The following is a 23370-nucleotide window of genomic DNA, read 5'->3' as shown; positions in this document are numbered from 1 at the left end:
AGGCGCGGGCAGACGCGAAACCTCAGCCCTTGCGGGCCTTGATCGCCTCCGTCAGCTGCGGTGCCACCTTGAACAGGTCGCCGACGATCCCGTAGTCGGCGATCTCGAAGATCGGCGCCTCTTCGTCCTTGTTGACCGCGACGATGGTCTTCGACGTCTGCATGCCGGCACGGTGCTGGATCGCCCCGGAGATGCCCAGCGCGATGTAGAGCTGCGGGGACACCGTCTTGCCGGTCTGGCCGACCTGGAACTGGCCCGGGTAGTAACCGGAGTCCACCGCGGCGCGCGACGCCCCGACGGCCGCACCGAGGGCGTCGGCGAGTTCCTCGACCACGCTGAAGTTCTCGGCGCTGCCGACGCCGCGGCCCCCGGAGACCACGATGGTGGCCTCGGTCAGCTCCGGGCGGTCACCGGCGACCGCGGGCTCGCGGGCGGTGATCCTGGTGGCGTTCTCGGCGGCCGCCGGCACCTCCACGCTGACCTGCTCGCCGGCCCCGGCCTGCGGCTGCGCCTCGATCGCGCCGCCGCGCACCGTGATCACGGGGGTGTCGCCGTTGGCCTGCGCCTCGACGGTGAACGCGCCACCGAAGATGGAGTGGACGGCCTTGTTGCCCTCCTTGACCTCGACCACGTCGACCAGCAGCCCCGACCCGATCCGCGCGGCCAGCCGGCCCGCGATCTCCTTGCCGTCGGCGTTGGCGGCCAGCAGGATGGCGGCCGGGGTGGCCGACTCGGCCAGCGAGGCCAGCACGTCGACGTACGGGGTGATCAGGTAGTTGTCGACCTCGTCGGACTCGGCGATGTAGATCTTGGCGGCGCCGGCCTCCTTGAGCCCGTCGACCAGCGGCTCGGCCGTCCCCGGCTTGCCGATGACGACGGCGGCCGGCTCGCCCAGCGTCCGGGCGGCAGTGATCAGTTCGGCGGTGACCTTCTTCACCGCGCCGTCGGCGTGCTCGACGAGCACCAGTACTTCAGCCATGGGTTGTTCGCTCTTCTCGTGTCTGGGCTTCTCGTGTGTGGGATGTGCGCGGGTGCTAGATGATCTTCTGGGCGACCAGGTACTGGGCTATCTGGTTGCCGCCCTCACCCTCGTCGGTGACCTTCTCACCCGCGGTCTTGGGCGGCTTCGGCGTCGACGACAGCACGGTCGACCCGGCGTTGGCCAGCCCGACCTCGTCGGGCTCGACCCCGATGTCGGCCAGGGTCAGCACCGTGACCTCTTTCTTCTTGGCAGCCATGATGCCCTTGAAGGACGGGAAGCGGGGTTCGTTGATCTTCTCGGCCACGCTCACCACCGCGGGCAATGTCGCCTCGAGCGCGAAGACACCCTCGTCGGTCTCGCGCTCGCCGATGACCTTGCCGTCCTCGATGGACAATTTGCGCAGGTGAGTGAGCTGCGGCAGGCCCAGGTACTCGGCGATGATAGCCGGCACCGCGCCGCCGCCGCCGTCGGTGGCCTCGTTGCCCGCAATGACCAGCTCGGTGCCCTCGATGGTGCCCAGCGCGCGAGCCAGCGCCCACGCGGTCTGCACCACGCAGGAGCCGTGCATGCCGTCGTCCTTGAGGTGAACGGCCTTGTCGGCGCCCATCGACAGCGCCTTGCGGATCGCCTCGGCGGCGCGCTCGGGACCGGCGGTCAGCACCGTCACCGACCCCTCGACGCCGTCCGCGGACTCCTTCTCCCGGATCTGCAGCGCCTCTTCCACGGCCTTCTCGTTGATCTCGTCCAGCACCGCGTCGGCGGCCTCGCGGTCCAGCGTGAAGTCGCCGTCGGTCAGCTTGCGCTCCGACCAGGTGTCTGGGACCTGCTTGATCAGGACCACGATGTTCGTCATGAGTGTGGTTCGTCCTCCTCGAAGGGGTCCCGCAGCGCCCGGCTGCGCGACCTCGGTACACGATTCGCAACGCACGGACCTGTTACTACCCGGTAACTGTGTGCGCTCTGCCTTCACACCATAGCGGGTAGTCGTGCGCGTTCTTGCGGCCTGCCCGCCCTCCGAAAGCCGGGGCGCCCGCTTCCCGGTTCGCGAATCAGACACTTCGCGTTAGCCTGCCTATGCAATGAACGCCTCCGTCCCCGACGTTCCCCCGCCCCTCTCCGGCGCCGCCGCGCCGGCGCTGACGCTGACGGGCGAGCGCACGATCCCCGGCCTCGACATCGAGAACTACTGGTTTCGCCGCCACCAGGTGGTCTACCGGCGGCTGGCGCCGCTGTGCGCCGGGCGCGAGGTCCTCGAGGCCGGGTGCGGCGAGGGTTACGGCGCCGACCTGATCGCAGGCGTCGCCCGCCGGGTCGTCGCGCTCGACTACGACGAGGCCACGGTGGCCCACGTGCGCGGCCGCTACCCCCGCGTGGAGGTCATGCAGGCCAACCTGGCCCGGCTGCCGCTGCCCGACGCGTCGATCGACGTCGTGGTCAACTTCCAGGTCATCGAGCACCTCTGGGACCAGGGCCAGTTCGTGGCCGAGTGCGCCCGGGTGCTGCGGCCGTCGGGGCTGCTGATGATGTCCACGCCCAACCGGATCACGTTCTCCCCCGGCCGCGACACCCCGGTCAACCCGTTCCACACCCGTGAACTCGACGCCGCCGAGCTGACCGACCTGCTGGTCGCCGGCGGTTTCGCCGAACCGGAGGTCAGCGGCGTTTTCCACGGCCCGCGCCTGCGCGAGATGGATGCCCGCCACGGCGGCTCCATCATCGACGCGCAGATCGCACGGGCCGTCACCGAGGCGCCGTGGCCGCCGCAGCTGGTGGCCGACGTCGCCGCCGTGACCGCCGACGACTTCGAGCTGACCGGGGCCGATGGCTGTGACAGTCGACACATCGACGACAGCCTGGATCTCGTCGCGATCGCGGTGCGGCCGTGATCCCGGCCGCGCGCCCGGTCCCGGGCATGTTCACCCTGGTGCTGCACACGCATCTGCCGTGGCTGGCCCACCACGGCCGCTGGCCGGTCGGCGAGGAATGGCTCTATCAGTCGTGGGCCGCAGCCTACCTGCCGCTGCTGCGGGTGCTGCGCACGCTGGCCGACGAGGACCGCCGCGGGCTGCTGACCCTGGGCGTCACCCCCGTGGTCAACGCCCAGCTCGACGACCCGTACTGCCTGGACGGCATGCAGCACTGGCTGGCCAACTGGCGGCTGCGTGCGACTGAAGCAGCCGCAGCGGCCGCCAGCGTGCGCTCGGCGCCTCGGTCGACGTCGGCCGAGTACCCGTCGTGCTCACCGGAAGCTCTGCGCGCGTTGGGGATTCGCGAGTGCGCCGAGGCGGACCGGGCGCTGGACGAGTTCGCCACCCGATGGCGGCACGGCGGCAGCCCGCTGTTGCGCCGCCTGGTCGACGCGGGCACCGTGGAGTTGCTCGGCGGCCCGCTGGCCCACCCGTTCCAGCCGTTGCTCACCCCGCGGCTGCGCGAGTTCGCGCTGCGTGAGGGCCTGGCCGACGCGCGGCAGCGGCTGGCGCACTTCCCGACCGGCATCTGGGCACCCGAATGCGCCTACGCCCCCGGCCTGGAGGACGGCTACGCCGCCGCCGGGGTCACCCACTTCATGGTCGACGGCCCGTCGCTGCACGGCGACACCGCGCTGGGCCGGCCCGTCGGCGGGTCCGGCGTCGTGGCGTTCGGCCGCGACCTGCAGGTCAGCTACCGGGTGTGGTCTCCGAAGTCCGGCTACCCCGGGCATGCCGCCTACCGCGACTTCCACACCTACGACCACCTCACCGGGCTCAAGCCGGCCCGGGTGACCGGCCGCAACGTGGATTCGGGGGCCAAGGCGCCCTACGACCCCGAGCGCGCCGACCGCGCGGTCGACGCCCATGTCGCCGACTTCGTCGACGTCGTGCGCAACCGGCTGGCCGCGGAGTCCGAGCGCATCGGGCGGCCGGCGCACGTCGTGGCGGCCTTCGACACCGAGTTGTTCGGCCACTGGTGGTACGAGGGCCCGACGTGGCTGGCGCGGGTGTTGCGCGCCCTGCCCACCGCCGGCGTGCGGGTGGGCACCCTGCGTGACGCGCTCACCGACGGGTTCGTCGGCGCCCGGGTCGACCTGCCACCCAGCTCCTGGGGGTCGGGCAAGGACTGGCAGGTGTGGTCCGGGGAGCAGGTGGCCGACCTGGTCCGGCTCAACACCGAGGTCGTCGACACCGCGCTGACCACCGTCGACAAGGCGTTGTCGCAGGCCGCGCCGCTGGGCGGCCCGGTCCCCCGCGACCGCGTCGCCGACCAGGTCCTGCGCGAGACCCTGCTCACCGTCTCCAGCGACTGGCCGTTCATGGTGAGCAAGGACTCGGCGGCCGATTACGCGCGCTACCGCGCCCACCTGCACGCGCACGCCGCCCGGGAGATCGCGGGCGCGCTGGCGTCGGGCCGGCGCGACACCGCCGAGCGGCTCGCCGAGGGGTGGAACCGCGCCGACGGGCTGTTCGGGGCCCTGGACGCGCGTAGGCTGCCCCGGTGACTTTCGCCTCTTCCCGCGAGCGCGCGTGTCTGCACGGCGACACGCCGCCGCGCGCGGCATTTCACGCACGCTCGCGGCGAAAGGTCGCCGCGTGAAGATCCTGATGGTGTCATGGGAGTACCCGCCGGTGGTGGTCGGCGGCCTCGGCCGGCACGTGCACCACCTGTCCACCGCGCTGGCCGAAGCCGGTCACGACGTCGTGGTCCTGTGCCGGCGGCCCTCGGGCACCGACCCCAGCACGCACCCGACCTCCGACGAGATCGACGAGGGCGTCCGGGTGATCGCGGCCGCCCAGGACCCCCACGAGTTCGGCTTCGGCACCGACATGATGGCCTGGACGCTGGCGATGGGTCATGCGATGGTCCGGGCCGGGCTGGTCATCAAACGCCACGGCCGCGACCGGCCGTGGCGCCCCGACGTCGTGCACGCACACGACTGGCTGGTCGCCCATCCGGCGATCGCACTTGCCCAGTTCTACGACGTGCCAATGGTTTCCACGATTCACGCCACCGAGGCCGGTCGGCATTCCGGCTGGGTGTCCGGGACGATCAGCCGGCAGGTGCACGCCATCGAGTCGTGGCTGGTGCGCGAATCCGACTCGCTGATCACGTGTTCGGCGTCGATGAGCGAGGAGATCACCGAACTGTTCGGCCCCGGCCTGGCCGGCATCACCGTGATCCGCAACGGCATCGACGTGACGTGCTGGCCGTTCGCTGACCGCCGGGCGCGCACCGGGCCGGCCGAACTGCTCTACCTCGGCCGGCTGGAGTACGAGAAGGGCGTGCACGACCTCATCGCCGCCCTGCCGCGGATCCGGCGCACCCACCCCGGCACCACCCTGACCCTCGCCGGGACCGGGACCCGGCGGGACCGGCTCGTCGAGCAGGCGCGAAAGCACCGGGTGCTCAAGGCGACCCGGTTCGTCGGGCACCTCGGCCACGACGAGCTGCTGGCGGTGCTGCACCGCGCCGACGCCGCGGTGCTGCCCAGCCACTACGAACCGTTCGGGATCGTCGCCCTGGAGGCCGCCGCGGCCGGCACCCCGCTGGTGACGTCGAACGTCGGCGGCCTGGGCGAGGCGGTGATCAACGGGCGGACCGGCGTATCGTGCCCGCCGCGCGACGTGGCGAAGCTGGCGTCCGCGGTACGTGCGGTGCTCGACGATCCGGCGGCCGCGCAACGGCGCGCCCGCGCCGCCCGCGAGCGGCTCACCTCGGACTTCTCCTGGCAGACGGTGGCCGAGCAGACCGCGCAGGTGTATGTGGCGGCCAAGCGCGGCGAGCGGCAGCCGCAGCCCCGGCTGCCGATCGTCGAGCACGCCCTGCCGGATCGTTAGCTACCTTCGAGGCATGGCTCTGGAATTCTCGAGCGTGGTCGATGCGCCGCGCGACGACGTCTTCGCCTGGTACGCCAGGCCGGGTGCTTTCGAACGACTCTCGCCGCCGTGGCAGCCGATGCGGCTCGTGGCCGAGGCCGCCTCGCTGAAAGACGGGCGCGCCGAGCTCGCCCTGCCGGCAGGGCTGCGCTGGATCGCCGTGCACCAACCGGACGGCTACGACCCGCCGCGGCGTTTCGTCGACACCGTCGGCGGCGACGGGTTGGCCTCGCTGCCGACGCGGATCGCCATGCGGTGGAAACACATTCACGAGTTCGAAGACCTGGGCGAACAGACCCGGGTGATCGACCGGGTCGAGACGCCGGTGCCCGGTGCGGCGCTGCGCGAGATGTTCGCCTACCGCTACCGGCAGCTGGCCGACGACCTGGCGGCCCACCGGCGCGCGGCCGAGCGCGGTCTGGCACCGCTGACCGTCGCCGTCACGGGGTCTTCGGGGCTGGTCGGTTCGGCGCTGACGGCATTTTTGAGCACCGGCGGCCACCGCGTCGTGCGGCTGGTGCGCGGTACCCCGCGCTCCGGCGACGAGCGGCGCTGGAACCCCGACGACCCCGACCCCGATCTCCTCGCCGGGATCGACGCGGTGATCCACCTGGCCGGCGCCTCGATCGCCGGGCGCTTCACCGACGGCCACCGGCGCGCGATCCGCGACAGCCGGATCGGTCCCACCCGCCGGCTGGCCGAACTGGCGGCCCGCACCGAGCCCGCTCCCACGGCGTTCGTCTGCGCGTCGGCGATCGGGTATTACGGCTACGACCGCGGCGACGAGTTTCTCACCGAGGACAGCGACCGCGGGGACGGGTTTCTGGCCGACGTCGTCGCCGACTGGGAGGACGCGACCGCGCCGGCCGAGTCAGCCGGGCTGCGGGTGGTGCGGGTGCGCACCGGCATCGTGCAATCGCCCCGCGGCGGCACCCTGCGACTGCTGCGTCCGCTGTTTTCCGCCGGACTGGGCGGGCGGCTGGGCAGCGGCCGGCAATGGCTGTCCTGGATCGGCATCGACGACATGGTCGACGTGTACCACCGCGCGCTGTGGGACGACGCGCTGACCGGTCCGGTCAACGCCGTCGCGCCGCAACCGGTTCGCAACGACGAGTACACCCGCACCCTGGCCCGTGTGCTGCATCGACCCGCGCTGCTGCCGGTCCCGCCGCTGGGCCCGCGGCTACTGCTCGGCGCGCAGGGCGCCCGCGAACTCGCGTGCGCCAGCCAGCGCGTGCTACCCCGCAAGCTCGAAGCGGCCGAACACCGGTTCCGCCGGCCCGGCCTCGATCAGACCCTGCGTCACCTGCTCGGGCGCACCGGCTGAGCCGCTTCGCCGTCCCCGCCCTCGACTGCTCGACAGGTGAGGTCAGGGGGTGCCGTTGATGCTGGCGGAGAATGTGTCGACTGCCGCGCCGACGCTGCCGTTCCACGGCTCGAACCCGGCCTGGATGCTGGTCAGGTACCACGAGCTGTTCACCGACGGCTCGACGGTTTCCGTGTAGTCGACGAAACCCAGCACGTTCATGTTGCTCCACGAGTTGATCGGTGCGTCCGCGACGTAGGAGACCACGTTGTTCTTCCCGTTGTAGCCCTCCCACACCGCGAACTGCTTTCCGTCGATCGTGGCGTTGCCCACGTCGGAGCCGACCGGCTGGATGGGGCCGACATGGTTGAACCAGATCATGATCTCCTGCTGGTTTACCGTGGATGTGTTCGGCGTGGGATTCAGCCAGATGTCGTAGGAGGCGTCGTAGGTGCCGCTACTGGGGTAGGTATAGCTGATGCTGCTGGTCGCGGTCTGGATTTGGCTCAGCTGGTCCGGCAAAGGACTGTTCGGGGAGATGTTGTTGTAGGCCCCGCCCAGATAGACCGACGGGTAGGACAGCGGCGCGCCGTTGGTGGAGGCAGATCCGGTCTCGGTGGTGATCGTGAATCCGGTGGAGCTGACGGTGATAATCTGCTGCCCCGAGCCGATGTTGTAAGCGTTGTTCTGAACTATGTAGGCGTTCTGGATGGTGGTCGTGCCGTACGGGTCGGAGATCACGATCCCCTGCCCGGTCCCGCCGCCCCCCGTCAAGGGGGCGCCGGTCTGCCCGTCGCTTCCCGCATGGCCGAGCAATCCGGGCTGCCCGCCGATGCCGCCCGCGCCGGGATTTCCGCCGTTGATTTCCGCGACCGCCTGCCCGCCGGTGCCGCCGTTACCGCCGTTGCCGATCAACCAGCCACCCGATCCGCCGGCCTGCCCCGTGCCCGCCATGCCGTTGGAGCCGTTGCCGAACAACGGCCGCCCGGTCAGATCCTTCACCGGGGAGAACCACGGCACCTGGGCGATCGCGTTCTCCAGCGTGCCCAGGGTGGTGGTGTTGGCCGCCTCTGCGGCCCCGTACGCGCCCTGCACCCCGTGCAGCGCCGCCACGAACTGGTCGTGAAACGCCGCCGCCTGGGTGCCCAGAGCCTGAAACCGTTGGGCGTGCGCGGAAAACACCGCCGCGACCGCCCCCGATACCTCATCGTGGGCGGCGGTCGCCACCGAGGTGGTCGAGACGCCTGCGACGCTGTACGCCGAACGCAGCGAGGAGCCGATACCAGCCGCCTGCGACACGGCCGTCGACATCAACTCCGGGTCAAATGCGGTGAATGCCACACCGCAGGACATTAACGGTTTGTCCCGTCTGGTCGAAAGGGCGCGGCCCGGCCTCGATCAGGCCCTGCGTCACCTGTCCGGGCGCGCCGGCTGAACCGCTTCGCCGTCCCTGCCCTCCCGGCTGCGCCGGTACGCGCTGGCCCGCAGGCCGGCCAGCCACGCCGGGCGCAGGCTCAGCCCGGGCGCGAGGTTGATGACCGGGTCGAACGACACGTCCCCGCCCGGCGCCGGATCGAACAGCCCGGTCATCCTCAGCCGGGCCAGCGGCGTGAGATCGCCTCGCCCACAAGCTTGGTCGAGCGCCACCTCGATTCCGCCGGCCACGAGCCGCTCCCGCACGGCGGACAGCGACAGCCCCGGGCCGTCGATGTCGCTGCAGATCCGCGCCCGCAGCCACCAGTTCCTGCCCCGGTAGCCGAACGGCATGAGGCTGGTCATGGTCTGCCCGGTCCACGTGGCGGCGGGCCGCAGCGCCACCGCCCGGGCCAGCACGCCCGAACCCGAGGAGACGGCCAGGACGTCCCACGGCGTCGACGCCCGCAACCGCACGGCCAGCATGACGAAGTCGGGCATCGCGACCAGCAACGCGAACCCGATCGCCAGGCGATGGCAAAGGTCGTGCAGAGGTTCCATTGAACCGGGCCGGCTCTTGCATGCGTCAGATATGTGGGACGGGCTACCCGGCGGTGTCTGCGCGAAACGGCGCTCCGGGTCCTGCCGGCCCCCGCAGCGCGGGAAAAGACCTCTGGCGAACCACCGACTAATTCATTAGATTAATGTTTAAGTAACTGAATGACACGACGGCCGGCCCACGTCCGCGCCATGACGTCCGCCGCCACGCGGTGGTTTGATTTCTCGGCAAAGGGGTACATCGCGTGAATCTGAGCCGTTCGAGCCGGAGGCTGACCGACGTTGCCGCAGGTGCTTCGGTGGGGGCCGTGGGTGCTTGTCCACGGCCGTTGTGCGGCGGGGTTCCCGCCGGCGGCGCGGCCGCAACACCCGACATCACCCAGTTGGACTCCTGGCGGGCCTGGCTGCGGCGTGCGGTGCTCACCGCGGTGACCGACTTCGTCGCCGACCGGTGCGACGAGGCGCTGGGCTCGGCCGGCGTCGAAGTGGCCGGCGAGATCCTGCTGGAGTTCCTCGACGGCGGCAAATGCCTGCGCTCGACGTTCATGTACCTGGGCTGGCTGTGTGGCGCACCGGCGAGCGACGCGGCCCTGTCGGCGACCGGCAGCCTGGAGTTGTTGCACGCGTTCGCCCTGCTGCAGGACGACGTGATGGACGGTTCGGCGTCCCGGCGGGGCCGGCCCGCGGCGCACGTCCAGTTCGCCGACTGGCATCGCGGGCGCGGGCTGTCCGGCTCGTCGCGCCGCTTCGGGGAATCGGCCGCGGTCCTGCTCGGCGACCTCTGCCTGATCTGGGCCGAGCAGATGCTGCGCGACAGCGGGCTGGCGCCCGACCAGCTGCAGCGGGCCTGGCCGCGCTACGACGCCATGCGCAGCGAACTGGCCGTGGGCCAGTTCGCCGACCTGGCGAACGACGTGCGCGACCTGCCCACGATGGAGTCGGTGCTGGCCCTGGCCCGGCTGAAGTCCGGCAACTACACGGTGCGCCGCCCGCTGGAGATCGGCGCCGCGATGGCCGGCTGCGGCGAGCGGCTGCTCGGCGGACTGGGCGACTACGGCTGCGCCGTCGGCGAGGCGTTCCAGCTGCGCGACGACATCCTCGGCGTGTTCGGGAGCCCCGCCGTGACGGGCAAACCCAGCGGCGGGGACCTGCTGGAACGCAAGGCCACCAGCGTGGTGGTCGCCGCCCACCAGCTGGCCGACGCGTCGACGCGCCGGCAGTTCCGGGAGCTGATGGACGACGACCGGCTCGACGCGGCAGCCGTCGACCACTGGCGCACCCTGATCCTGTCCACCGGGGCGGTGCAGTGGATCGAGCAACTGATCGCCGAGCGTGTCGCCGCGGCGCGGAAAGCCCTGGACCGCAGCGGGATCGGCGGCGAAATCGGGGACGCGCTGGTCGACATGGCCGGTGTGTGCACGCGGCGGGCGGCATGAGAGGCTCGCACTGATGCGCACGATACGGGGGCGCACCGACCACGTCGTGGTCGTCGGCGCCGGATTCGCCGGGCTGTCCGCCGCGCTGCACCTGGCCGGCCGCGGCCGCGAGGTCACGGTCGTCGAACAGCAGCCGTGGCCGGGCGGGCGGGCCGGGCGGCGCGACGTCGCCGGCTACCGGATCGACACCGGGCCCACGGTGATCACGATGCCCGACATCATCGACGAGGTCTTCGCCGCCGTCGGCGAAAACCGTTCGCAGCGGCTCGATCTGCGGCCGGTGGACCCGGCGTACCGGGCGATGTTCGCCGACGGCGGTGCGATCGACGTGCACACCGACGCCGACCGCATGACCGCCGCGGTGCGGGAGTTCGCCGGGCCGCAACAGGCCGCGGGCTACCTTCGGCTGCGGGACTGGCTGGACCGGCTGTACCGCACCGAGTTCGACGGCTTCATCTCCGCGAACTTCGACTCCCCGCTGTCGCTGCTCAACGGCCGGCTGGCCCGGCTCGCGGCGATCGGCGGGTTCCGCCGCTGGGACACGATGGTCAAGCGCCACATCAGCGATCCGCGCCTGCGGCGGGTGTTCACCTTCCAGTCGCTCTACGCCGGCGTCGCGCCGCAGCAGGCCCTGGCGGTCTATGCGGTGATCGCCTACATGGACACGGTCGCCGGGGTGTTCTTCCCCCGCGGCGGGGTGCGGGCCCTGCCCGACGCGCTGGCCGCGGCGGCCGCCGACGCCGGGGTGCGGTTCCGCTACGGCACGGCCGTCACCGCGCTGGACCGCACCGGCGACCGGATCACCGCGGTCCACACCGCGCAGGGCGAGCGCATCGCCTGCGACGCGGCCGTGCTGACCACCGAACTGCCGCAGACCTACGCGCTGCTGGGCCGCCGGCCGCGCCGGCCGCTCGGGCTGCGCGCCGCGCCGTCAGCGGTGGTGCTGCACGTCGGCTGCCGCGCCGCCACCGCACCGCCCACGGCGCACCACACCATCCTGTTCGGCAGCGCCTGGGAGCAGACCTTCACCGACATCATCCGCGACGGCCGGCTCATGACGGACCCCTCGCTGCTGGTCACCCGGCCGACGGCAAGCGACCCGGCCCTGGCCCCCGACGGTCGCGACCTGCTCTACGTGCTGGCGCCGGCACCGAACCTGTCGCGCGGCGGCATCGACTGGGCGGCCACCGGCGAGCGCTACGCGGACACCCTGCTCGACATCGTGCAGGACAGGCTGCTGCCGGGCCTGCGCGCGGACGCCGAGGTGCTGCACGTCGACACCCCCGCGGACTGGGCCCACCAGGGCATGGCGGCCGGCACCCCCTTCGCCCTGGCCCACACGTTCGCCCAGACCGGGCCGTTCCGGCCGGCCAACATCGTGCGCGGCATCGAGAACGCGGTGCTCGCCGGCTCGTCGACGGTGCCCGGCGTGGGGGTGCCCACTACGCTGATCTCGGGCCGGCTGGCCGCCGACCGCATCACCGGCGCCTCCGGGCGGCCGGCGAGAAGTTTCGACCTGAAAGCGCGGCAACCATGATCCGCACCGAACTCGACGCCGCGGGGATCACCGATCCCGAGTTGCGTGCGGCGTACCGCCGGTGCCGGCAGATCGCGGCCGAGCACGGCCGCACCTACTTCCTGGCCACCCGGCTGCTCGCCCCGGACCAGCGCCCGGCGGTACACGCGCTGTACGGCGTCGCCCGCCACGCCGACGACATCCTCGACGATCTCGACCCGTCCCTGGACGTCGCCGCGCGCGCGGAAAGGCTGCAGCGGCTCTCCGATCGTTTCTTCGCCGGCGGCGACCTTCGTGAGGAGCCCGTGCTGGCCGCGGCCGACGACACCGTGCGCCGCTACGGAATTTCCGCGGACCTGTTCGAGGACTTTCTCGCCTCGATGCGGATGGACCTGTCCGTCACCGACTATCCCGACCGGGCCGCGCTGAACCGGTACATGCGCGGTTCTGCGGAAGTCATTGGGCTGCAGATGCTTCCGGTGCTCGGCACGGTGGTTCCCAGCGACGAGGCGGCCCCGTACGCGGCCGCGCTGGGCCGTGCCTTCCAGCTCACCAACTTCCTGCGCGACGTCGACGAGGACCTGCGGCGCGGACGGGTCTACCTGCCCGCCGACGAACTGGCCGCCCACGGCGTCGACCGTGAGCTGCTGACGTGGTGTCACGACCACCACCGCACCGACCCGCGGGTCCGTGCGGCGCTGGCGGCCCAGCACGACGTCACCCGCGACATCTACCGGTTCGCCGCCGACGGCATCGCGCTGCTGCAACCGCGTTCCCGGCCCTGTGTCGCCACCGCACTGACGCTCTACTCTGAGATACTCGATTGCATTGAGGGCAGTGATTTCTCGGTGTTCAGCCGGCGCGCCACCGTCGGCACCACGCGACGGCTGCAGGTCGCCGGCGGCGGGCTGCTGCGGTCGTGGCGCGCCCGGCTGGCCCACCCCGAGCACCGCAAGCCCGGTGCGGCATGAGCGGGGGCTGGCAGTACCTGATCGTGCTGGGTCTGTGCCTGGCGATCACGGCGCCGCTGGAGTTCTTCGGCGCCGGCGTCTACCGCCGGCCGCGGCGGGTCGTGCGCGCGGTGGCCCCGGTCGCCGCGGTGTTCCTGGTCTGGGACGCGGTCGCGATCGCCGCCGGCGTGTGGACGTACAACCCGCGCTACATCAGCGGCGTCCACCTCCCGTTCCGGGTGCCCCTGGAGGAGGCGCTGTTCTTCGTGGTGATCCCGCTGTGCGCGTTACTGACCTACAACGCGGTCACCACGATCCTCGACCGGGCCAGGCGGCGATGACCGGCCTGGGCTACACCCTGCCGGCCGTGGCGGCCGTGTTCCTCGTCGTGGCGCTGGAGTTCGGGCTGCTGCACACCGGGCTCTTCCGGCGGCCCGCCTACTGGCTGTCGATGCTGATCGTGCTCGGCTTCCAGGTGCCGGTCGACGGCTGGCTGACCAAGCGCAACGCACCGATCGTGATCTACGACCAGCGCCAGACCAGCGGCGTGCGGTTCCCGTTCGACATCCCGGTCGAGGATTTCCTGTTCGGCTTCGCGCTGGTCACCGCGGTGCTGATGCTGTGGGAGGGCCGACGTGCGCGTCGATAGGGCGGGGCTGCCGCGCGCTGAGGTGCCCGGCGCGTTCGACGTCGGCGCCGCCGCCTACGACCGGCTGGTCGGCGCCAATCCGGGCTACCACGCCAACCTGCGGCGGTCGGCGGAACGCATGCGAATTCCCGCACGCGGCAAGGGTTTACGGCTGCTCGATGCGGGTTGCGGCACCGGCGCGTCGACCGCCGCGCTGCTCTCGGTGGCCCCCGAGGCCGAGATCGTCGCCGTCGACGCCGCCGGCGGCATGCTGGAGGCGGCGCGCGCCAAGCCGTGGCCGCCGTCGGTGCGGTTCGTGCACTCGCGCATCGAGGACCTCGCCGCCCACGACGAGGTCCGGGGGCCGTTCGACGGCATCCTGGCCGCCTACCTGCTGCGCAATCTCGCCGACCCGGACGGCCAATTGCGGGCGTTCCGGGCGCTGCTGCGCCCCGGCGGGACCCTGGCGGTGCACGAGTACTCGGTACGCGACTCGCGCGCCGCGACCAGGATCTGGCACGCGGTGTGCTGGGGCATCATCATCCCGTCGGGCTGGTGGCGGACCCGCGACACCACGCTGTACCGGCACCTGTGGCGCAGCGTGCTGGCCTTCGACGGTGCGGCGCGCTTCCGCCGCCGGATGCTCGAGGCCGGTCTCACCGACGTCGGCAGCCAGACCATGCCGGGCTGGGAACGCGACGTCGTGCACACCTTCCTGGGATACGCGCCACCGGAGGAGGCGAAGCGATGACCGACCGCCGCCGCCAGATCCATCCCGCCCGGCCCGGCCTGCCCGAAGCGAGCGGGCTGCCGTCGCGGCCCCGCGCCGTCGTCGTGGGCGCGGGCATCGCCGGGCTGACGGCCGCCACCGGACTGGCCGAACGGGGGGTCGCCGTGGACCTCGTCGAGCGCCAGGAGTACCTGGGCGGGCGGGTCGGCGGCTGGACCGAACACGACGGCGAGGGCGCCGGGCTGCCGATGAACCGCGGATTCCACGCCTTCTTCCGCCAGTACTACAACCTGCGGGCCCTGCTGCGCCGCGTCGACCCGAAGCTGCGCATGCTCACCCCCGTCGAGGACTACCCCCTCATCGACGGCGCCGGCCGGCGGGACACGTTTCGCGGGCTGCCGCAGATCCCGCCGTGGAACGCGCTGGCGTTCGCGTTGCGCAGCCCGACGTTCCGGCTCACCGACCTGGCGCGCCTCGACGTGCGCGCCGCCGCGCCACTGGCGGCGGTGTCGGTGCCCGAGATCTACCAGCGCCTCGACCACGTCGACGCCGACACCTTCCTCAAGGACATCAACTTCCCCGAGTCGGCGCGGCACCTCGCGTTCGAGGTGTTCTCGCGCAGCTTCTTCGCCGAACCGGCACAGCTGTCGGCCGCCGAGCTGGCGACGATGTTCCACATCTACTTCCTCGGCTCCAGCGAGGGCCTGATCTTCGACGTGGCCAACGCGAACTTCGATGCGGCCCTGTGGGATCCGCTGGCCGCGCACCTGGGCGACCGGGGTGTCCGGGTGCACCTGGGCGACCAGGTCTCGCGCGTGGAACCCGTTGCGGCCCAAGGTTTTCACGTGCACACCGAGGCCGGCGAGCGACTGCACGCCGACGCCGTGGTGCTGGCCCTGGACGTGCACGGCCTGCGACACGTCGTGGACGCCTCACCGGGCCTCGGCGACGAGCCGTGGCGCTCCCGGGTCGGCGGGTTGCGCACGGCGCCGCCGTTCGTGGTGCACCGGCTGTGGCTGGACCGGCCCGTCGACGCCGATCGCCCGGCCTTTCTCGGCACCGCCGGTCACGAGCCGCTCGACAACATCAGCGTGCTGGAGCGCTACGAACGCGAGGCCGCGGACTGGGCCCGCCGCAATCGCGGCTCCGTCGTCGAACTGCACTCGTACGCCGCGCGCTCGGAGTCCACGGCCGGCGCCCTCGAGCAGTTGCACGCCCTCTACCCGGAAACCGCGGCGGCCCAGGTGCGCCACGAGCGCGTGCTCCGGCGAAGCGACTGCCCGCTGTTCGCCCCGGGCACCCACCAATGCCGTCCGGCGGTGGTCACGCCGCAGCCGGGGCTGGTGCTGGCCGGTGACGGCATCCGCGTCGACCTGCCGGTGGCACTCATGGAGCGCGCGGCCACCTCGGGCTGGCTGGCCGCCAACCACCTGCTGGGCAGGTGGGGGCTCGCCGGTCACCCGCTGTGCACCGTTCCCACCCGCGGGCGATCGGCGATGCTGCGCCGGCTGGCCACCGGCCGGGAGCGCCGACCGTGAGCGCCGCCGACCGCCTGCGTGGTCGCTGGCCCAAAGACTGGCCGCTGCAGATGGTTCCGCGGGTGGCGTGGACGAAGCAGCAGCCGACCTACCGCGATGCCCGGCCGGACGTCATCGACGCCGCGCTGGCCCGGTCGAAGCGCAAGCCGACCGGCAACTGGTTCGTGTTCGCGGCCAGCCGCGACGTGCGCGCCGGCTGGCCGCTGGGCGCGCGTGTCGCCGGGCTGGAACTGGTCGCCTGGCGCGACCGCCGGGGCCTGCTGCGGGTCGGTCCCGCCGGTTGCCCGCACCTGGGGGCCGACCTCGCCACCGGGATCGTGCGCGACGGTGTCTTGTTCTGCCGCTGGCACGGCCTGGCCCTCGACGGCGAGCGCTGCGAATTCGGTTGGCGGCCTTTGCCCGCTCACGACGACGGCGTGCTGGCGTGGGTGCGGCTCGATGCCGTCGGCGGCGAGGCGCCGCTGGACGCGCCGGTGATCCCGGCCAGACCGGCCGGGGCCACGCTGGCGGCCGTCACCCGCCTGGACGGCAGCTGCGAACCGTGCGACGTCATCGCCAACCGGCTCGACCCGTGGCACGGCGCATGGTTTCACCCCTATTCGTTCACCCGGCTGGAGGTGCTCACCACCCCGACCGAGGAGGATGACCGCTTCCTGGTGTCGGTCACCTTCCGGATGGGCCGGTTCGGGGTGCCGGTGATCGCGGAGTTCACCACCCCGGAGGCGCGCACCGTGCTGATGCGCATCGTCGAGGGCGAGGGAACCGGCAGCGTCGTCGAAACCCACGCCACCCCAACCGGTCCCGGCCCGGACGGGCGTCCCGGTGTCGCCGTGGTCGAGGCCACCGTCGCGACGTCGCAACGCCCCGGATTCGCGGCCGCGCGCCGCGCCGCCCCGCTGGTCACGCCGCTGATGCGCTACGCCGCCGCCCGGCTGTGGCGCGACGACCTGGCCTACGCCGAACGCCGTTATCGGGTGCGCACGGGCGCTCGATGAAGAACCCGCATGCCGCGGTGGTGGCCGCCACCGTCGGCGCACACCTCGGGTACCTGATCTACCTGCCCAGCGGCGGCTTCCTGGCGTTGCGCTGGCCGCGCACCCGCTGGCTGCACCTGGCAACGGTCTGCTGGGGCGCCGGCGTCGTGGCGCTCGGCTGGCCGTGCCCGCTGACGCGGCTGGAACGGTGGGCCCGGGACCGGGCCGGGATGGCGCCGCTGCCCGAGGGCGGGTTCATCGACCGCTACGTCGCGGGCGTGTGCTACCCGGCGGGCCGCACCGAAACCGCCCAGGCCCTGGCCTTCGCCGCGGCCGCCACCTCCTGGATCGCCGTGGCTGCGGCGTCGGCGAGACCGCGCGGCGCCGGCAGCCGACTTCCGCCGCACGGCGGCCCGCATTAGGTCTTTGGACGACTGCGCCGATACCCTGGTAGTCCTGATGAAGGATGCGGGTAGGTGACCAAGCGCCGCGCACAAGACCCACCGCCCGGCCGCACCGAGCTGGAAAAGCAGCTTTCGGCCGACATGCGGGCGATCACCGCGCAGTCCGACCGGATTGGCCGCCACTTCGCCCGGACCAACGACGTGAACAGCAACGACTTTCACGCCCTCCTGCACATCATGGTCTCCGAGACCGCGGGAAAGCCCCTGACGCTGGCGCAGCTGGGCCAGCGCATGGACGTCTCACCCGCGGCGGTCACCTACCTCGTCGACCGGATGATCGAATCGGGTCACATCCGGCGCGAACCCGACCCGGAGGACCGTCGCAAGTGGCTGCTGCGCTACGAGAACGGCGGCATGGAGCTCGCGCGCGAGTTCTTCATGCCCCTCGGTAAGCATCTGTCCTCCGCCCTGGCCGACCTGAGCGACGACGACCTGCGCGCCGCGCACCGGGTCTTCGCCGCGATGATCGACGCGATGGCCCATTTCCAGGACGAGCTCGTCCCTGAGCCCACGAGACGGTCAGCCGACGTCGGGCGAGACGCTGCGACCCCGCGGCGGCGGCAGGGCAGCCCCCGGTAGTCCCGGCGGAACCCCTTGCAGCAGGCGCTGTTCGATCACGTCCGCGCCGCGTGCCACTCCCCCGGTCGCGGCGAAACCCGCGGACACCCGGCGCGCGCCGTCGGCCATGCCGATCGTCGTGCGCACCGCCTCCCGCAGCCGGTCGGCGGTCAACCGCTTCGCCGGCAGCCGGACGCCGGCGCCGGCGACCTGCACGCGGCGCGCGACCTCGGCCTGGTCGCGGGCGAAGGGCACCACGCAGACCGGGACCCCGCGGTTGAGGGCCTTGACGGTGCTGCCCATGCCCCCGTGGGTGACCGCGCAGACCGCGCGGTCGAGGACCACACCGTGATTCAGGAACCGGCACACGGTGGCGTTGGGCGGCTGCGGCAGTGCGGGGGGCACGCCGGCGGGAAAGGTCGCGACCACGTGGACGGGCTCGCCGGCCAACGCCTGCAGGGCGATACGGCCGAGCCGGGCGTCGGCCTGGGCGATCGATGAGGTGGTGACCAGCACGATCGGGCACTCGATGGCGGCCATCCAGTCCGGCACGGCCACCGGGGCGGGTTCGAACTCGCAGGCGCCCACGAAGTGCACCACGTCGCCCCAGTCGGGGTGGGGATACTCGAAGGGCTCGCCGCCGACGGCCAGCAGCAGCGGGGCGCGGCGCATCAGCGCGTCCACCGAGTCGACCGCCGGCACACCGAGATCCGCGCGGACTGCGTTGACCCGCGGCATCACCCGGCGGTCGAAGAGGTGGGTCACGAACGGGCGCATCGACGCGTCACGGACCGCGCCCAGGACACCGGGCAGCGGCCGCAGGCCGGGGCCGAACGGCGGAGCGCCGCGCGAGCGCAGGTAGGGGGTGAACGGCGAGAACACCAGCCAGGGAACACCGGTGGCTTCGGCCACCGACATCGCCCCCCAGCAGTTGGCGTCGACGATGACCGCGTCGGGCCGCAGCGCCTCGATCCCCCGGCGCAGGTCCTCGACCTCGATGGCTGCACGCCGGCACAGAACGTCGATCGTTTCCCGCAGGACGTCCAACGCGTTGTGCGCCAGCCAATCCCGCCCGGTGATGGCCTCGATCCGGGGGTCGACCGCCTCGGTGTGGATGCCCAGCCCGCTCATGGCGTCGACTTCGGCGGCCAGGGTGCGCAGGTGTACCGCGTGGCCGCGGCCGGCCAGCTCCCGCAGCAGGGCGACCATCGGGTACAGGTGCCCCAGTGCGGGGGACCCGTACGCCAGAATCACCGCCATGCGCGCTCCCGCCGTCAGATGTCCGTCAGGCCGACGGAGCGCAGGGCCCGCAGATCCGGTGCGCCGCAGCCGTGCAGGCACACCCGCAGCTCGTCGAGGAACCGCTGCAGCCACGCCGTCGCCGCGTCCGCGGACTCGATGGCCGCGGGTAGCAGCGGGCGCGCGACCGCCACCACGTCGGCACCCAGGATCAGCGACTTGGCCGCGTCCATGCCGCTGCGGATACCCCCCGATGCCACCAGCGGGATGTCCGGCAGCGCGGCGCGCACCTCCCGGATCGCCTGCGCGGTGGGGATGCCCCAGTCGGCCAGGTCCGGGTAGCGCAGTTCGCCGTAGCGGACCAGCTGCTCGACGCGCGACCACGACGTGCCGCCGGCGCCGGCCACGTCGATGGCGGCCACCGGCGGTGTACCCGAAAGCCGCAGCAGATCGGCGACCGCCGCGCCGCCGAGTCCGTGACCGACCTCCTTGAGCAGCACCGGATAGCCCAGCAGGTCGCTCAGGTCGTGCAGGCGGTCGAGCGACCCGGAGAAATCGGTGTCGCCGCCCCACTGGACGGCCTCCTGAAGCGGATTGGTATGCACCGCAAGCGCATTGGCTCCGACACGATCCAGGGCCCGGACGATGTCGGGCACCGCGTCCTTGGTCAGCTGGGCCAGGCCGATGTTGCCGAACAACAGCACGTCGGGTGCCACGTCGCGCACGGCGAAGCTGGAGGCGGCGGTCTCGCCCAACACGCTGTCGAGCATCACGCGCTGCGAGCCGAGCATCATGCCGATGCCGAGTCGCTGTGCGGCGGCGGCCAGATTACGGTTGATGGTTGCAGACAGCTCGGCGCCGCCGGTCATGGCGCCGACGAACACGGGCGCCCGCAACGGCGCGCCGAGGAACTCGGTGGAAAGGTCGATGTCGTCGAGATTGGTCTGGGTCAGCGCGTTGTAGGGCAGGCGGTAACGCTCCAACCCGGTCGTGACGCCCCGGTATTCGACGTCGCCGTCGAGGCACACGTCGATGTGGCGGCGCTTGCGCGTGGTCATCTCGCCCCGATCCGTCCTCATGTGACGCCCAGGCCGGCGCGCGCGACCTCCAGGTCGTCGAGGAACCTTCGCATCGCCATGATAAGCGCGGTCAGCACCCGGTGCCCGGCGATCAGGTCGTCGTCGGGCAGGTCAGCCATGGCGGCGTAGGTATGCGCGGCCAGCGGGGTGAAGAAGGCCTCGGCGATGTCGCGGTGCTCGGCGGAGTACCGCAGGATGACCTTGCGCCGGTCGGCGGGGTCGGATTCGCGCCGCAGGTGACCCGAGTTGATCATCCGCTCGACGAGGTAGGTGATGGCCGCGGCGGAAAGACCCATCTTGTGCCGCAGGTCGCCCGAGGTCAGCGGAGCGCCCTCGCTCTCGGCCACCAGTATGTGCACCAGGGCGCGGAAATCGCTGGGGTGCACGTGGTGGGCGGCCGCGAAAACCCGCCCCAACTGGTCGGATTCGGCCGCGAGGGCGCGCGCGTCGGACGCGATCAGCGCTTCGAGTCCCATCCGCTCCTGGGCACTCCGATCCGGGTTCATCAGGATTCCAGCGTACCGCGACCACGCCTAGTTGTTAAGTGGGTTAATGTTTAAGTTAGTGAAGCTCCTGGGTTGGGACGCAGTGGCGGCGGCCGTGACGCGCCGGCGATCGTGGCTGCCCGGATCGGCCGCGGTGCTGCTGGGCGTCGGCGTGCTGGTGCTCGTCGGCGGCAACGCCGCGGCCGGCCAGGCGCCGCAGTCGGTGCCGGCCGCCTCCGACTCCGCGCAACTCGCCGCCCTGGCCCGCCAGTTCCCCGGCGGCGACCGGGTTCCGCTGATCCTCGTCGTCACCCGCGCCGACGGCGCACCGCTGGACGCCGCCGACGTCTCGGCGGCCCGGGCGGCCGGCTCCCGGATGCGGGCGGCCACCGGGCCCGGCGCGCCAGCCGCGGCCGCGCCGCCGATGGTGTCGGCCGACGGCAGGGCCGCCCTCGCGGTGGCGCCCGTGAGCGCCGACCTGTCGGGCGTCGATTTGGACAAACAGGTCGCCGCCGCACGCGCCGCCGCGCGCGACGGCCTGCCGGCCGGCCTGCGGGCCCATGTCACCGGGGGGCCGGCGTTCGGCGCCGACATCGCCAACGCATTCACCGACGCCAACGTCACCCTGCTGGCGGTGACCGCGGCGGTGGTCGCCTTGCTGCTGGTCGCCACCTACCGGTCGCCGGTGCTGTGGCTGGCCCCGCTGCTGGTGATCGGATTCGCCGACCGGGTCGCCACGGCGGTGGGCACCGCGGTGGCGAGGCTGACCGGGCTCAGCTTCGACGGCTCCACCGCGGGGATCACCAGCGTGCTGGTGTTCGGGGCGGGCACCAACTACGCGCTGTTGCTGATTTCGCGTTACCGCCAGGAACTCCGGCGCCAGAGCGCGCACCCGGATCACCGGGAAGCACTGCGGCGCGCGGTGCGCCGGGCCGGGCCGGCCATCGTGGCCAGCAACGCCACGGTGGTGCTGGCGTTGCTGACACTGCTGTGCGCGTCCACCCCCAGCACCCGCAGCCTGGGGGCGCTGGCAGCGTGCGGCCTGCTCGTCGCCGCGGTCTCCGTGCTCGTGGTGCTGCCGCCGGTGCTCGCGCTGTGCGGACGGCGACTGTTCTGGCCCTTCGTTCCGCAGCCGGCGGGCCACGCCCGCGAGTCGGGACCCTGGCTGCGGGTGGCGCAGTGGGTCGACCGGCGCCCCGCCGTGGTCGCCGCGGTCGCGATCACGGTGCTGGCGGCCCTGGCCACCGGCCTGCTGGGCACCCGGATCGGGTTGTCCCAGACCGAGCAGTTCCGGGTCCGGGCGGACTCGGTGGCCGGGTACGACGTCGTGGCCGCGCACTTCCCGGCCGGCCTGGTCAACCCGACGCTGGTCGTCGCGCAAACCGCGCGGGCGCCGCGGGTGCAGCGCGCCATCGACTCGACCCCCGGGGTCGTCTCGGCGACCGAGTCGGGCCGGTCACCCTCGGGGCTGACCGAGTGGTCGGTGGTGACCGACGCTCCGCCGTCGTCCGAGCGTGCCTTCGAAACCGTTGCGGCGCTCCGGCATTCGACCAAGGATGCCGCCCCAGGCGCGCTGGTGGGCGGAGCCGACGCGCAGGCCCTCGATGTTCGCGACGCCGCCACCCGCGACCGCCGGGTGCTCGTCCCGGCGATCCTGGCCGTGATCCTGGCGGTCCTGTACCTGTTGCTGCACTCGGCGCTCGCACCGCCGATCCTGCTGGGCGCGACGATCCTGGGCGCCCTGGCCGCGCTCGGCGCCGGCGGCTGGTCCAGCAGCCACGTCTTCGGATTCCCGGCGCTGGACAACAGCACGCCGCTGTTCGCGTTCCTGTTCCTGGCCGCCCTGGGCGTCGACTACACCATCTTCCTGGTCACCCGCGCCCGCGAGGAGGCCGCGCGGCACGACGCGCGCGAAGGCATGGTCCGCGCCGTGGCGGCCACCGGTGGCGTGATCACCAGCGCGGGAATCGTTCTGGCGGCGGTCTTCAGCGTGCTGGGGGTGTTGCCGTTGATCGTGCTGACCCAGCTGGGCATCATCGTCGGCCTGGGAATCCTGCTCGACACGTTCGTCGTGCGCACCCTGGTCATCCCCGCGCTGTTCGCCCTCGCCGGCCCGCGCATCTGGTGGCCCGCCTCTCCCGTCCGTACCGAAAGCGTTGAACCCCAACAAGAACGGAGCACAGCATGAACAAGTCGATACTGGCCGGCACCTCGCTGGCCGTCGCCGCCGCCGCCGGCACGGGGAGCGTCGCCAGCCCGAACCGGGTACCCGCCTGGTACTCGCGGCTGCGCAAGCCGCGCTACCAGCCGCCCGGGGTCGCGTTCCCGGTGGTCTGGACCACCCTCTACGCCGACATCGCGACCACGTCCGCGAGGGTGATCGACCGGTTCCGCGCGGCCGGACAGCACGAGGAGGCGCGCGCCTACGCCGCCGCGCTCGGCGTCAACCTGACGCTCAACGCCGGCTGGAGCTGGCTGTTCTTCCGGTACCACAAACTCGGCGCCTCGGCCGTGGGCGCCGCGGTGCTGGCGGCCAGCAGCGCCGACCTGGCTCGGCGCGCCGCGCAGGCCGACCCCCGGGCCGGGCTGGCGCTGGCGCCCTACCCGCTGTGGTGCACCTTCGCCACCGTGCTGGCCACCCACATCTGGCGGCTCAACCGCTGA

The 23370-nt window shown here is 72.3% G+C and carries 23 protein-coding genes; 16 read left to right on the top strand and 7 right to left on the bottom strand.

The annotated features are described in order from the left end of the window. Positions 1–22: 22 nt before the first annotated feature. Both ACJ512_RS08590 and ACJ512_RS08585 read right to left on the bottom strand, forming a co-directional pair. Complete coding sequence (locus ACJ512_RS08590) at positions 23–979, bottom strand: electron transfer flavoprotein subunit alpha/FixB family protein (RefSeq protein WP_407687453.1); 957 nt, start codon at positions 977–979, stop codon at positions 23–25. A 55-nt stretch (positions 980–1034) separates the two neighbouring features. Continuing rightward, the gene (locus ACJ512_RS08585) at positions 1035–1835 is read right to left on the bottom strand and encodes an electron transfer flavoprotein subunit beta/FixA family protein (protein WP_407687452.1); all 801 of its coding nucleotides are present in this window, start codon (positions 1833–1835) and stop codon (positions 1035–1037) included. A 226-nt stretch (positions 1836–2061) separates the two neighbouring features. Here ACJ512_RS08585 and ACJ512_RS08580 point away from each other — a divergent pair, with 226 nt between their 5' ends. The 4 genes from ACJ512_RS08580 (at position 2062) to ACJ512_RS08565 (ending at position 7159) form a co-directional block, all read left to right on the top strand. Next, positions 2062–2868 (top strand): class I SAM-dependent methyltransferase, encoded by an 807-nt coding sequence (locus ACJ512_RS08580; protein ID WP_407687451.1) that lies wholly within the window; start codon positions 2062–2064, stop codon positions 2866–2868. 26 nt (positions 2869–2894) lie between these two features. Next, the gene (locus ACJ512_RS08575) at positions 2895–4457 is read left to right on the top strand and encodes a 1,4-alpha-glucan branching protein domain-containing protein (protein WP_407687470.1); all 1563 of its coding nucleotides are present in this window, start codon (positions 2895–2897) and stop codon (positions 4455–4457) included. Positions 4458–4548: 91 nt separating this feature from the next. Beyond that, positions 4549–5793 (top strand): glycosyltransferase family 4 protein, encoded by a 1245-nt coding sequence (locus tag ACJ512_RS08570; RefSeq protein WP_407687450.1) that lies wholly within the window; start codon positions 4549–4551, stop codon positions 5791–5793. A gap of 13 nt (positions 5794–5806) precedes the next feature. Beyond that, positions 5807–7159, top strand: a complete 1353-nt coding sequence (locus tag ACJ512_RS08565; protein WP_407687449.1) for a TIGR01777 family oxidoreductase — start codon at positions 5807–5809, stop codon at positions 7157–7159. 42 nt (positions 7160–7201) lie between these two features. Here ACJ512_RS08565 and ACJ512_RS08560 read toward each other — a convergent pair whose 3' ends face one another. Together ACJ512_RS08560 and ACJ512_RS08555 are read right to left on the bottom strand one after the other, a co-directional pair. Beyond that, positions 7202–8479: a GH12 family glycosyl hydrolase domain-containing protein gene (locus ACJ512_RS08560; protein ID WP_407687448.1), complete on the bottom strand. Its 1278-nt coding sequence runs from the start codon at positions 8477–8479 to the stop codon at positions 7202–7204. Between the two features lie 69 nt (positions 8480–8548). Continuing rightward, on the bottom strand, positions 8549–9112 hold the full coding sequence (locus ACJ512_RS08555) for a phosphodiesterase (RefSeq protein ID WP_407687447.1): 564 nt from the start codon (positions 9110–9112) through the stop codon (positions 8549–8551). 305 nt (positions 9113–9417) lie between these two features. Between ACJ512_RS08555 and ACJ512_RS08550 the strand changes: the two genes are divergently transcribed. The 10 genes from ACJ512_RS08550 to ACJ512_RS08505 are packed head-to-tail and all read left to right on the top strand — an operon-like array spanning position 9418 to position 17924. Further along, the gene (locus ACJ512_RS08550; RefSeq protein WP_407687469.1) at positions 9418–10545 is read left to right on the top strand and encodes a polyprenyl synthetase family protein; all 1128 of its coding nucleotides are present in this window, start codon (positions 9418–9420) and stop codon (positions 10543–10545) included. Between the two features lie 13 nt (positions 10546–10558). Next, a complete protein-coding gene (gene crtI / locus ACJ512_RS08545) occupies positions 10559–12082 on the top strand; it encodes a phytoene desaturase family protein (RefSeq protein WP_407687446.1) in 1524 nt (507 codons plus the stop codon). Beyond that, positions 12079–13032, top strand: coding sequence for a phytoene/squalene synthase family protein (locus ACJ512_RS08540; protein ID WP_407687445.1), 954 nt, complete (start codon positions 12079–12081; stop codon positions 13030–13032). The genes crtI and ACJ512_RS08540 overlap by 4 nt, the downstream gene beginning before the upstream one ends. Continuing rightward, positions 13029–13352: a lycopene cyclase domain-containing protein gene (locus ACJ512_RS08535; RefSeq protein ID WP_407687444.1), complete on the top strand. Its 324-nt coding sequence runs from the start codon at positions 13029–13031 to the stop codon at positions 13350–13352. The genes ACJ512_RS08540 and ACJ512_RS08535 overlap by 4 nt, the downstream gene beginning before the upstream one ends. Continuing rightward, complete coding sequence (locus ACJ512_RS08530) at positions 13349–13660, top strand: lycopene cyclase domain-containing protein (protein ID WP_407687443.1); 312 nt, start codon at positions 13349–13351, stop codon at positions 13658–13660. The genes ACJ512_RS08535 and ACJ512_RS08530 overlap by 4 nt, the downstream gene beginning before the upstream one ends. Then, a complete protein-coding gene (locus ACJ512_RS08525; RefSeq protein ID WP_407687442.1) occupies positions 13647–14390 on the top strand; it encodes a class I SAM-dependent methyltransferase in 744 nt (247 codons plus the stop codon). The genes ACJ512_RS08530 and ACJ512_RS08525 overlap by 14 nt, the downstream gene beginning before the upstream one ends. Continuing rightward, the gene (locus ACJ512_RS08520) at positions 14387–15907 is read left to right on the top strand and encodes a hydroxysqualene dehydroxylase (RefSeq protein WP_407687441.1); all 1521 of its coding nucleotides are present in this window, start codon (positions 14387–14389) and stop codon (positions 15905–15907) included. The genes ACJ512_RS08525 and ACJ512_RS08520 overlap by 4 nt, the downstream gene beginning before the upstream one ends. A gap of 50 nt (positions 15908–15957) precedes the next feature. Then, positions 15958–16902, top strand: a complete 945-nt coding sequence (locus ACJ512_RS08515) for a DUF5914 domain-containing protein (RefSeq protein WP_407687468.1) — start codon at positions 15958–15960, stop codon at positions 16900–16902. Further along, positions 16899–17303: a DUF2784 domain-containing protein gene (locus tag ACJ512_RS08510; RefSeq protein ID WP_407687440.1), complete on the top strand. Its 405-nt coding sequence runs from the start codon at positions 16899–16901 to the stop codon at positions 17301–17303. Before ACJ512_RS08515 ends, ACJ512_RS08510 begins: the two co-directional genes overlap by 4 nt. A 54-nt stretch (positions 17304–17357) precedes the next feature. Beyond that, the gene (locus ACJ512_RS08505) at positions 17358–17924 is read left to right on the top strand and encodes a MarR family winged helix-turn-helix transcriptional regulator (RefSeq protein ID WP_407687439.1); all 567 of its coding nucleotides are present in this window, start codon (positions 17358–17360) and stop codon (positions 17922–17924) included. Here the strand turns inward: ACJ512_RS08505 and ACJ512_RS08500 are convergent. From ACJ512_RS08500 to ACJ512_RS08490, 3 genes are read right to left on the bottom strand one after another with little or no spacing between them, the layout of a single operon-like run. Next, positions 17865–19163, bottom strand: a complete 1299-nt coding sequence (locus ACJ512_RS08500) for a glycosyltransferase (protein ID WP_407687438.1) — start codon at positions 19161–19163, stop codon at positions 17865–17867. The genes ACJ512_RS08505 and ACJ512_RS08500 overlap by 60 nt on opposite strands. A gap of 14 nt (positions 19164–19177) precedes the next feature. After that, on the bottom strand, positions 19178–20221 hold the full coding sequence (fni, locus tag ACJ512_RS08495) for a type 2 isopentenyl-diphosphate Delta-isomerase (protein ID WP_407687437.1): 1044 nt from the start codon (positions 20219–20221) through the stop codon (positions 19178–19180). Continuing rightward, complete coding sequence (locus tag ACJ512_RS08490; protein ID WP_407687436.1) at positions 20218–20727, bottom strand: MarR family winged helix-turn-helix transcriptional regulator; 510 nt, start codon at positions 20725–20727, stop codon at positions 20218–20220. The genes fni and ACJ512_RS08490 overlap by 4 nt, the downstream gene beginning before the upstream one ends. A 46-nt stretch (positions 20728–20773) precedes the next feature. Here ACJ512_RS08490 and ACJ512_RS08485 point away from each other — a divergent pair, with 46 nt between their 5' ends. Together ACJ512_RS08485 and ACJ512_RS08480 are read left to right on the top strand one after the other, a co-directional pair. Further along, positions 20774–22894 carry an MMPL family transporter gene (locus ACJ512_RS08485; protein ID WP_461480029.1) on the top strand — a complete coding sequence of 707 codons (2121 nt, stop codon included), beginning with the start codon at positions 20774–20776 and terminating at the stop codon, positions 22892–22894. Beyond that, the gene (locus ACJ512_RS08480; protein ID WP_407688230.1) at positions 22891–23370 is read left to right on the top strand and encodes a TspO/MBR family protein; all 480 of its coding nucleotides are present in this window, start codon (positions 22891–22893) and stop codon (positions 23368–23370) included. Before ACJ512_RS08485 ends, ACJ512_RS08480 begins: the two co-directional genes overlap by 4 nt.

Source organism: Mycobacterium cajalii (assembly GCF_045809005.2).
Classification (GTDB): domain Bacteria; phylum Actinomycetota; class Actinomycetes; order Mycobacteriales; family Mycobacteriaceae; genus Mycobacterium.
The sequence above is the reverse complement of the archived record's forward strand: the minus strand, read 5'-3'. Positions and strand labels throughout refer to the sequence as shown.

What these genes read in the sequence shown, in the direction of transcription:
- ACJ512_RS08590 (WP_407687453.1), bottom strand. Translation starts at nt 979, where the DNA reads ATGGCTGAAGTACTGGTGCTCGTCGAGCACGCCGACGGCGCGGTGAAG.
- ACJ512_RS08585 (WP_407687452.1), bottom strand. Translation starts at nt 1,835, where the DNA reads ATGACGAACATCGTGGTCCTGATCAAGCAGGTCCCAGACACCTGGTCG.
- ACJ512_RS08580 (WP_407687451.1), top strand. Translation starts at nt 2,062, where the DNA reads ATGAACGCCTCCGTCCCCGACGTTCCCCCGCCCCTCTCCGGCGCCGCC.
- ACJ512_RS08575 (WP_407687470.1), top strand. Translation starts at nt 2,895, where the DNA reads ATGTTCACCCTGGTGCTGCACACGCATCTGCCGTGGCTGGCCCACCAC.
- ACJ512_RS08565 (WP_407687449.1), top strand. Translation starts at nt 5,807, where the DNA reads ATGGCTCTGGAATTCTCGAGCGTGGTCGATGCGCCGCGCGACGACGTC.
- ACJ512_RS08555 (WP_407687447.1), bottom strand. Translation starts at nt 9,112, where the DNA reads ATGGAACCTCTGCACGACCTTTGCCATCGCCTGGCGATCGGGTTCGCG.
- crtI (WP_407687446.1), top strand. Translation starts at nt 10,559, where the DNA reads ATGCGCACGATACGGGGGCGCACCGACCACGTCGTGGTCGTCGGCGCC.
- ACJ512_RS08540 (WP_407687445.1), top strand. Translation starts at nt 12,079, where the DNA reads ATGATCCGCACCGAACTCGACGCCGCGGGGATCACCGATCCCGAGTTG.
- ACJ512_RS08535 (WP_407687444.1), top strand. Translation starts at nt 13,029, where the DNA reads ATGAGCGGGGGCTGGCAGTACCTGATCGTGCTGGGTCTGTGCCTGGCG.
- ACJ512_RS08530 (WP_407687443.1), top strand. Translation starts at nt 13,349, where the DNA reads ATGACCGGCCTGGGCTACACCCTGCCGGCCGTGGCGGCCGTGTTCCTC.
- ACJ512_RS08520 (WP_407687441.1), top strand. Translation starts at nt 14,387, where the DNA reads ATGACCGACCGCCGCCGCCAGATCCATCCCGCCCGGCCCGGCCTGCCC.
- ACJ512_RS08515 (WP_407687468.1), top strand. Translation starts at nt 15,958, where the DNA reads ATGGTTCCGCGGGTGGCGTGGACGAAGCAGCAGCCGACCTACCGCGAT.
- ACJ512_RS08510 (WP_407687440.1), top strand. Translation starts at nt 16,899, where the DNA reads ATGAAGAACCCGCATGCCGCGGTGGTGGCCGCCACCGTCGGCGCACAC.
- ACJ512_RS08500 (WP_407687438.1), bottom strand. Translation starts at nt 19,163, where the DNA reads ATGGCGGTGATTCTGGCGTACGGGTCCCCCGCACTGGGGCACCTGTAC.
- fni (WP_407687437.1), bottom strand. Translation starts at nt 20,221, where the DNA reads ATGAGGACGGATCGGGGCGAGATGACCACGCGCAAGCGCCGCCACATC.
- ACJ512_RS08490 (WP_407687436.1), bottom strand. Translation starts at nt 20,727, where the DNA reads ATGAACCCGGATCGGAGTGCCCAGGAGCGGATGGGACTCGAAGCGCTG.
- ACJ512_RS08485 (WP_461480029.1), top strand. Translation starts at nt 20,774, where the DNA reads ATGTTTAAGTTAGTGAAGCTCCTGGGTTGGGACGCAGTGGCGGCGGCC.
- ACJ512_RS08480 (WP_407688230.1), top strand. Translation starts at nt 22,891, where the DNA reads ATGAACAAGTCGATACTGGCCGGCACCTCGCTGGCCGTCGCCGCCGCC.